The organism is Streptomyces sp. NPDC041970 (assembly GCF_055588985.1).
Map to the genome: position 1 here is coordinate 150973 of NZ_JBVJCD010000009.1, position 7808 is coordinate 158780.

The following is a 7808-nucleotide window of genomic DNA, read 5'->3' on the forward strand; positions in this document are numbered from 1 at the left end:
ACCGTTCGCCCGCACCTCGCCGCGTGACCGCTCGCGCGCACTCCGCCGCGTGACCGCCCGCGCATCCCGCCGCGTGAGCGCCGCCTGCTCACGCCCCGCCGCGAGAGAACAGACCGCCCACACCCACCCCCATAAGAACCGCCTGCTCACGGCCGCCTTGTGAGAACCGCCAGCGCTCTCCGCCTCGTGAGCGCCGCCCGCGTGCACCCCGCCGCGTGAGACCTCCCACGCGCACTCCGCCGCGTGAGGACCGCCCGCGCGCACCCCCGCGCGTGTGACCGTTCGCCCGCACTCCGCCGCACCGAAGGGAATCCGACTGATGCACGCCGACATCCACCACCTCCTGCACGCCGACCGCGCGACCCGGCTCCAGCGCGAGGCGGGGGCCTTCCGACCCCCGGCCGACGACTTGCGCGCCCGCGTCGGCTGGACCCTGGTCGAGGTCGGCCTCCGGCTCGTCCGGAGCCGGACGTCGACCGTTACGCTCCCGGCCGCTCCCGCCACCTTCCGCACCGCGTAACGACCGATCGAGGGAGGTACGACCATGGGGCGCCGCACCCCGCTGGCCGCCACGCTCACGGCCGACTCCCTGTCCACGGCCGGGACATCGCTCACGCTGATCGGCGTCCCCTGGTTCGTCCTGGAGACCACCGGCAGCGCGGGCCGGGCCGGCGTCGTCGCGTTCTGCGCCACCCTGCCGATCGTCGTCGCCGCACTGGTCGGCGGGCCGGTGATCGACCGGATCGGCCGCCGCCGGGTCGCCGTCGCCTCCGACGCCGTGTGCGCCCTGGCCGTCGCCGCGGTCCCCCTACTGCACCTCGCCGGCGCCCTCGACTTCTGGATGCTGTGCGCGCTGATGGCCCTCAACGGCTTCGCCCACACGCCGGGCAACACCGCGCGCCACGTCCTCGTGCCGGACCTGGCCCGGCACGCGGGCACCACGCTCCCCCGCGCGGCCGGCCTCTTCGACGCCGTCTCGCGCGGCGCCCGCATGGTGGGCGCGGCCCTGGCCGGCGTCCTCATCGCCCTGCTCGGCGCGGAGAGCGTCCTGCTCCTGGACGCGGCGACGTTCGTGCTCTCCGCCGTGCTCGTCGCCGCCGGGGTGCGGGGCGTGCCCGCGGCCGAACCCCGCCGGCCCGAGGAACCGGTCTCCCTGCGCCGCTACCGCGCGGACCTGCGGGAGGGCTACGACCACGTGCTGGGCGACCGGCTGCTCCTCGCCGTCGTGGTCATGGTGATGTTCATGAACGGCGCCGACCAGGGCTGGAACGCGGTCCTGCTCCCGGTGCACGCCGACGCGGAGCTGGGCGGCGCGGCCCAGGTCGGGCTGCTGACCGCGCTGTTCGGGGCGGGCGGCCTGACGGGAGCCCTGCTGTACGGGGCGGTGGGCCACCGCTTCTCGCGGCGGGCGGTGTTCACGGTGTGCGTACTGCTGTGCGGCGCGCCCCGGTTCCTGGTCGCCGCGGTGACCGGGACGACGCTTCCGCTCGCGGTGACCATGCTGCTCGGCGGCGTGGCGGGCGGCGTGCTGAACCCGATCCTGACGACGGTCCTCTACGAGCGCGTACCGGACCGGCTGCGCAGCCGGGTCTCGGGGGTGCTGACCGCCGGTTGCGAGTTCGCGATGCCCGTCGGCGGCCTGGCGGCCGGGCTGCTGGTGGAGGGCGCGGGCGCGACGGGGGCGCTGCCGGCGATGGGCGGGGTGTACCTGGCGGCCACGCTCAGCCCCCTCGTGTTCCCGTCCTGGCGGACGATGGACGGCGCGCCGGAAGCCGAGGGCGCCGCACCGGCGGCCGGGGACGCCGCACCGGATCGGGGCGGGGCGGGGACGCTGGACGCCACGGCGTCCGCCGTACGGCCGCCGGCCGCGCGGGAGGCGCCCGTACGGTCACCGGCCGCGCGGAAGACGTCCGCGGGGTCGCCGCCCCCGCCGCCGACCGGGATCAGCAGCTCGGGACCTTCCCGCCCGCGTCCAGGGCCCGGAGCGAGTTGACCGCGTCCTTCAGCGTGGAGACGGGCACGATCCGGAGCCCGTCGGGCCGTTCGGCCTCGGCCTCGCCGCACTCGGCCTTCGGGACGAGGAAGACGGTCGCCCCGTCGCGGTGGGCCGCCTGGGTCTTCATCGAGACCCCGCCGACCGCGCCCACCGCGCCGTCCGCGCTGATCGTCCCCGTACCGGCGATGGTGCGGCCGCCCGTCAGATCGCCGCCGGACCCGTCGCCGTCGAGCTTGTCGATGATGCCGAGGGAGAGCAGGAGCCCGGCGCTCGGTCCGCCGACGTGCCCGAGGTCGACCGCGACGCGCATCCGCCCCTGCTCGCGGCCCAGGTGGCCGAGGGCCGCGTCGACGGCGACGTTCTGCGACTGCTTCATGTCGTCGAGGTTGTGCCGCTCGATCTCCTTCTCGGAGCCGCCGGTCGGGTACACGGAGTCCCGAGGCATGACGGCCCGGTCCGTGCGGAACCAGCTTTCGACCACCTCGCCGACGCGGACCTCCGTCTTCGGCCCGGTGGCGAGGATCGTCGTCATCCGCAACTGCCCCTCGGTGGGCCGGGTGTCCGCGCCGGTGATGGTGATCACCGGTCGGCCGCCGTCCCGGCCGAGCACGTCCACGGTGTCCCCCGGCCGCGCCAGGGTGAACGGGAGCGGCGCGAGGGCCACCGTGCCGAACAGGGCGAGGAGGGGCAGCGCGCAGAGCGCGAGCGCGCGGGGGCGCGAGAGGCGAGTGAGCACGCACCCAATCTAACCGGCGCGCCCCGACGCGAACGTCCGAGGCGTACGCCCCGCCCCCACCGCGCACCAGCGGGAACCCGCCCGTCGCCCGGCGTACGCGGGTGCTCTCCGTACGCCGACCCCGCCCCCGCCCCCTCCCGTGATCGGGCGGACGGGGGCGGGGCGGCTACCGCAGGGCGTCGGCCACTTCGCGGGCGGCGTCGAGCACGCGCGGCCCGACCCGTTCCGGCACGGCGTCGGCGAGCATGACCACGCCGACGCTGCCCTCCACGCCCGAGACCCCGACCAGGGGCGCGGCCGCCCCGCTCGCCCCGGCTTCCAGTTCGCCGTGGGTGAGGGTGTAGCCGGGGTGGTCGGCGTCCGTGGCCTGCCGGGCGGACAGGATGGCCCGGCCCGCCGCGCCCCGGTCCAGCGGATGCCGGAAACCGGCCCGGTAGGCCACGTGGTAATCGGTCCAGGTGGGTTCGACGACGGCGACCGCGAGGGCGTCGCTGCCGTCGACGAGGGTGAGGTGGGCGGTGGCCCCTATGTCCTCGGCCAGCGAGCGCAGCGCGGGCAGCGCGGCCTCCCGGACGAGCGGGTGGACCTGTCGGCCGAGCCGCAGCACCCCGAGGCCGACGCGGGCGCGGCCGCCCAGGTCGCGGCGGACCAGGGCGTGCTGCTCCAGGGTGGCGAGCAGGCGGTAGACGACGGTCCGGTTGACGCCGAGCCTGTTGGACAGCTCGGTGACGGTCAGTCCGTGATCGGTGTCGGCGAGCAGTTTGAGGACGCGCAGTCCTCGGTCGAGCGTCTGGGAGGTCTCCGCGGTCACGACGCCCTCTCCTCTTCGGGTGAGCGACGGCGGCCCGCTCCGGGGGTGGCGACGCCGGTCCCAGCGGCGACGCACGGAGAGGCCACCGGTCTGGCAAGGCACCGGCTGCGCTCCGCGGCGGCGGTGCCACGGGGCGTGCATATGGCGGGGACAGTAGCGAGCGGCTCCGCTCAGCGGAAGTCCTCGTCCAGAATCCGGTCCCCGTCCGACCGGCCCGACCGGGGCCGGGGCATAAGGGCCGGTCAGCGCGGAGACGTTCGCTCAGCGAACATCTACGCGCGTTAACGTGTCACGACGCCGAGGCGGTCGCGTACACGCAGAGGTGAACCAACGTTAACGGAACGTGAGTGATCGTCCGGAAGAATTTTTCCGGGAGGGGGCCGCGGAACCGTCGTCGGCCCGTGCGGAGGATGACCTCCCGCACGGGCCGACGAGACAGACGGGCCGACGAGACAGACAGACTGATGAGACGGGCCGACGGACCATGACCGGGCCGACGGGCCGACGGGCCGACGGCGCACCCCGGCACGCCGGCCGGCGTCACGTCATGCGCGTGGCCCACTCCTGGACCTTGGCGATGCGCTGCTGGATCTGCCCGGCGGTCGCCTCGGCGCTCGGCGGGCCGCCGCACACCCGGCGCAGCTCGGTGTGGATGACGCCGTGCGGTTTGCCGCTCTGGTGGGTGTAGGCGGAGACCATCGTGTTGAGCTGCTTGCGCAGACTCAGGAGCTGCTTGTGGGTGACCACGGGCCGGGCGTCGGCGGGCTTCTCCAGGAGGTCGGCCTCCCCCGCCGGCTTCTGGCGGCTGTGGGCGATCTGCCGGCTCTGCCGCTTCTGGAGGAGCAACTGCACCTGGTCGGGTTCGAGGAGTCCCGGAATCCCCAGGTAGTCCTGCTCCTCCTCGCTGCCGGGGTGGGCCTGCATACCGAACTCGGCGCCGTCGTACAGCACCCGGTCGAAGACCGCGTCGGACTCCAGCGCCTCGAAGGGGAGCTGCTCCTCGGTCTCCTCGTCCTCCAGCCTCTCCGCGTCGGCGAGGAGCTTGTCCTCCTCGGAGAACGGGTTCTCCTCGTCGCTCCCCTTCTTCGGCTTGTCGAGGACGTGGTCCCGCTCGACCTCCATCTCGTTGGCGAAGTCGAGGAGCATCGGGATGGTCGGCACGAAGACGGAGGCGGTCTCGCCGCGCCGCCGGGAGCGCACGAAGCGCCCGACGGCCTGGGCGAAGAAGAGGGGCGTCGAGATGGTCGTCGCGTACACCCCGACGGCCAGGCGCGGCACGTCGACGCCCTCGGACACCATGCGGACGGCGACCATCCAGCGCGACTCGTCCGCGCTGAACTGGTCGATCTTCTTCGACGCGGCCTTCTCGTCGGAGAGGACGACGGTCGGCGTCTCCCCGGTGACCTTCTTGAGGATCTTGGCGTACGCGCGGGCCGACTCCTGGTCGGTCGCGATGACCAGCCCGCCCGCGTCCGGAATGCCCTTGCGGACCTCGGTGAGCCGCTTGTCGGCGGCGGCGAGGACGTTGGGGATCCACTCGCCGGTGGGCGACAGCGCCGTACGCCAGGCCTGCCCGATGGCGTCCTTGGTCATCGGCTCGCCGAGCCGGGCGGCGATCTCGTCCCCCGCCTTGGTGCGCCAGCGCATGTTGCCGCTGTAGCTGAGGAAGATCACGGGGCGCACGACGCCGTCGGCCAGCGCGTTCCCGTACCCGTAGGTGTAGTCGGCCGAGGACCGGCGGATGCCGTCGGCCCCCTCCTCGTACGCGACGAAGGGGATCGGGTTGGTGTCCGACCGGAACGGCGTGCCGGTCAGCGCGAGCCGCCGGGTCGCCGGGTCGAACGCCTCCTGGCACGCCTCGCCCCAGGACTTGGAGTCGCCGGCGTGGTGGATCTCGTCCAGGATCACGAGCGTCTTGCGCTGCTCGCAGCGGTTGCGGTGCAGCATCGGGCGGACGCCGACGCCCGCGTAGGTGACGGCGACCCCGTGGTACTCCTTGCTCAGCGGACCGGCGCTGTAGTCGGGGTCCAGCTTGATGCCTATGCGGGCCGCCGCCTCCGCCCACTGCTTCTTGAGGTGCTCGGTCGGAGCGACGACGGTGATCTGCTGGACGACGTGGTGGTGCAGCAGCCACGAGGCGAGCGTCAGCGCGAACGTGGTCTTGCCGGCGCCCGGCGTCGCCACGGCGAGGAAGTCGCGCGGCTGCTCCTGGATGTACCTCTCCATGGCCCCCTGCTGCCAGGCGCGCAGCTTCCCGGCGGTGCCCCAGGGGGCGCGGCCGGGAAAGGCGGGTGAGAGGTGGTGGGAGGCGGTGGTAGTAGTCACGGTCTCCGGTTCGGGGCTCTCGGGTACGTGGGGCGCTGTCCGCACCGGACCGGGCCCGTGCGACGCGGCCCGCGATACGACAACCGGGCCACCCTACCGGGGGCCCGCCGGAGAACCCGTACGGACGAGCCGCCGTACCCTCCGACGAGACCGTACTCACAGTCACGCGCCACGCGAGCCGCACCGGCACGCGCCACCGTGCCGGCGCGCCCCGGAGCGGTGGTGCACGGGGGCCGTACGGGCGCGTCACCAGGGGCTACGGGTCCGGGGCGCTACGGGTCCGGGGCGCCGCGGTCCGGAATGGTGATGCATGGCGGCCCGTACGGCTCGGCCCCTGGACCCGCGGTCCGGAGCAGTGCGGTCCGGAGCGGCGATGCACGTCGGCCCGTACGGCTCGGCGCCCTGGACCGCGGTCCGGAGCAGTGCGGTCCGGGGCGGCTTGCCCGGCGTGCCCGTACGGCCCGACGCCCTGGACCCGCGGACCCGCCGGGGCGGCGGCGGCCGTCACTCCCGTACGCGTGTGGCCACCCAGGCTCCCGCGAGGGCCACGCCCGCCATCGGCAGGAACACGGCGGCGAAGGCGCCCGGATGCGAGCCCGCGGCTCCGGCCCCCGCCGCCCCGTGCGCGACCGCGCCCACCGCGCCTCCCCCGAGCGCGGCGAAGGCGGCGCCGCCCGCGGCCAGGAGCAGCACGTTGGAGAGCCCGTCGGAGATCTGGAGGGCGGCGGAGTTCGAGCCCGCCTCCTCGGGGGCCGACAGCTTCAGCAGCAGCACGCTGGTGGAGGCGATCACCATGCCCATGCCGAGGCAGCCGAAGCCCCAGGCGACGGCGACGATCCAGACGGGCACGGCCGCGATCAGCACGGAGGGCGCGGCCGCGATCGAGGCGGCGACCAGCACCATGCCGGCGACCATGAGCCGCTGGCGGTGCGGCTCCATCCGCGGCCGGGACTGCACGTACGAACCGAGCGCCCAGGTCGCCCCGCCCGCGGCCAGCGAAAGCCCGGCCATCGTCGGGGAGAGCCCGCGCTGGGTGACGAGCATCAGCGGTACGAAGGACTCGGCGGCGATGAACGACCCGGCGGAGACCCCGCGCAGCAGGATCACCGCGGGCAGCCCGCGCGCCGCCCGCACGGTCCCCACGGGCAGCAGTCCGCGGACGGCCGGCACCAGCAGGGCGACGCCGAGCGCGGCCGGCAGGAGGGCGAACCAGTTCAGCTCCTGCCCGGCGTACTGGAGCAGCCCCGCCCCCGCCGAGATCCCGAGGGCGAGCCGGATGCGGCGGCGGTCGTAGGGCTCGGAGGCGGCGGCCGGGTCGGCGGGCCCGGAGGCCATGCGCCGGATCGCCGGGAGGGCCAGTGCCAGCGGGACGACGATGAGGACCGGGATGCCCACGAAGACCCACCGCCAGCCCAGGTGCTCGGTCACCGTTCCGGCGGCGAGCGGCCCGACGACGGAGGGGATGACCCAGCTCGCCGCGAACGCCGCCAGGATCGCGGGGCGGATGCGCTCGGGGTAGGCGCGCCCGATGACCACGTACAGCGCGACGATCACCAGCCCGCCGCCGAGCCCCTGGACCGCCCGGCCCGCGACGAAGACCCACATGCTGGAGGCCGCTCCGGAGAGCAGCAGGCCGGCGCCGAAGGCGGTGATCCCGGTGGCGAGCGGCTGGAGGGGGCCACGCCGGTCGGCCCACTGGCCGGAGAGCACCATGGCGAAGAGGCTGGTGGTGAAGTACGCGGAGAAGGCGAACGCGTACAGGGGGATGCCGTTCAGCTCACGGGCGGCCACCGGCATGGCCGTGCCGACCGCCGTCGCCTCGAACGCGATGAGGAACACGACGGAGACGATGCCGATGCTGAGCGCCCGGTAGGTGCGCCCGAGCACCCCCTCGACGACGGCGGCGACCGGAGGGGCCTTCGGCCCGGTCAGCGGCGCGG

General features: G+C 74.7%; 6 protein-coding genes. 2 read left to right on the plus strand and 4 right to left on the minus strand.

The window, feature by feature from the left end; translation table 11 throughout:
* Positions 1-319 precede the first annotated feature (319 nt).
* The gene (locus tag ACZ6EJ_RS07915) at positions 320-520 is read left to right on the plus strand and encodes a hypothetical protein (RefSeq protein ID WP_469265277.1); all 201 of its coding nucleotides are present in this window, start codon (positions 320-322) and stop codon (positions 518-520) included.
* Between the two features lie 24 nt (positions 521-544).
* Positions 545-1993 (plus strand): MFS transporter, encoded by a 1449-nt coding sequence (locus tag ACZ6EJ_RS07920; protein WP_469265278.1) that lies wholly within the window; start codon positions 545-547, stop codon positions 1991-1993.
* On the opposite strand, the gene ACZ6EJ_RS07925 is transcribed toward ACZ6EJ_RS07920, so the two are convergent.
* From ACZ6EJ_RS07925 to ACZ6EJ_RS07940, 4 genes are all read right to left on the minus strand, one after another.
* The gene (locus ACZ6EJ_RS07925) at positions 1944-2732 is read right to left on the minus strand and encodes a S16 family serine protease (RefSeq protein ID WP_469265279.1); all 789 of its coding nucleotides are present in this window, start codon (positions 2730-2732) and stop codon (positions 1944-1946) included. The genes ACZ6EJ_RS07920 and ACZ6EJ_RS07925 overlap by 50 nt on opposite strands.
* Positions 2733-2898: 166 nt before the next feature.
* Entirely contained in the window at positions 2899-3543 is a 645-nt protein-coding gene (locus ACZ6EJ_RS07930; protein WP_469265280.1) for an IclR family transcriptional regulator, read from the minus strand.
* Positions 3544-4083: 540 nt separating this feature from the next.
* Entirely contained in the window at positions 4084-5868 is a 1785-nt protein-coding gene (locus ACZ6EJ_RS07935) for a DEAD/DEAH box helicase (protein WP_469265281.1), read from the minus strand.
* Between the two features lie 504 nt (positions 5869-6372).
* Positions 6373-7800, minus strand: a complete 1428-nt coding sequence (locus tag ACZ6EJ_RS07940; RefSeq protein WP_469265288.1) for an MFS transporter — start codon at positions 7798-7800, stop codon at positions 6373-6375.
* Positions 7801-7808: the final 8 nt, after the last annotated feature.

Bases quoted from the DNA above. Each gene is read 5' to 3' on its own strand.
- ACZ6EJ_RS07915 (WP_469265277.1), top strand. From the start codon at position 320: ATGCACGCCGACATCCACCACCTCCTGCACGCCGACCGCGCGACCCGG.
- ACZ6EJ_RS07920 (WP_469265278.1), top strand. From the start codon at position 545: ATGGGGCGCCGCACCCCGCTGGCCGCCACGCTCACGGCCGACTCCCTG.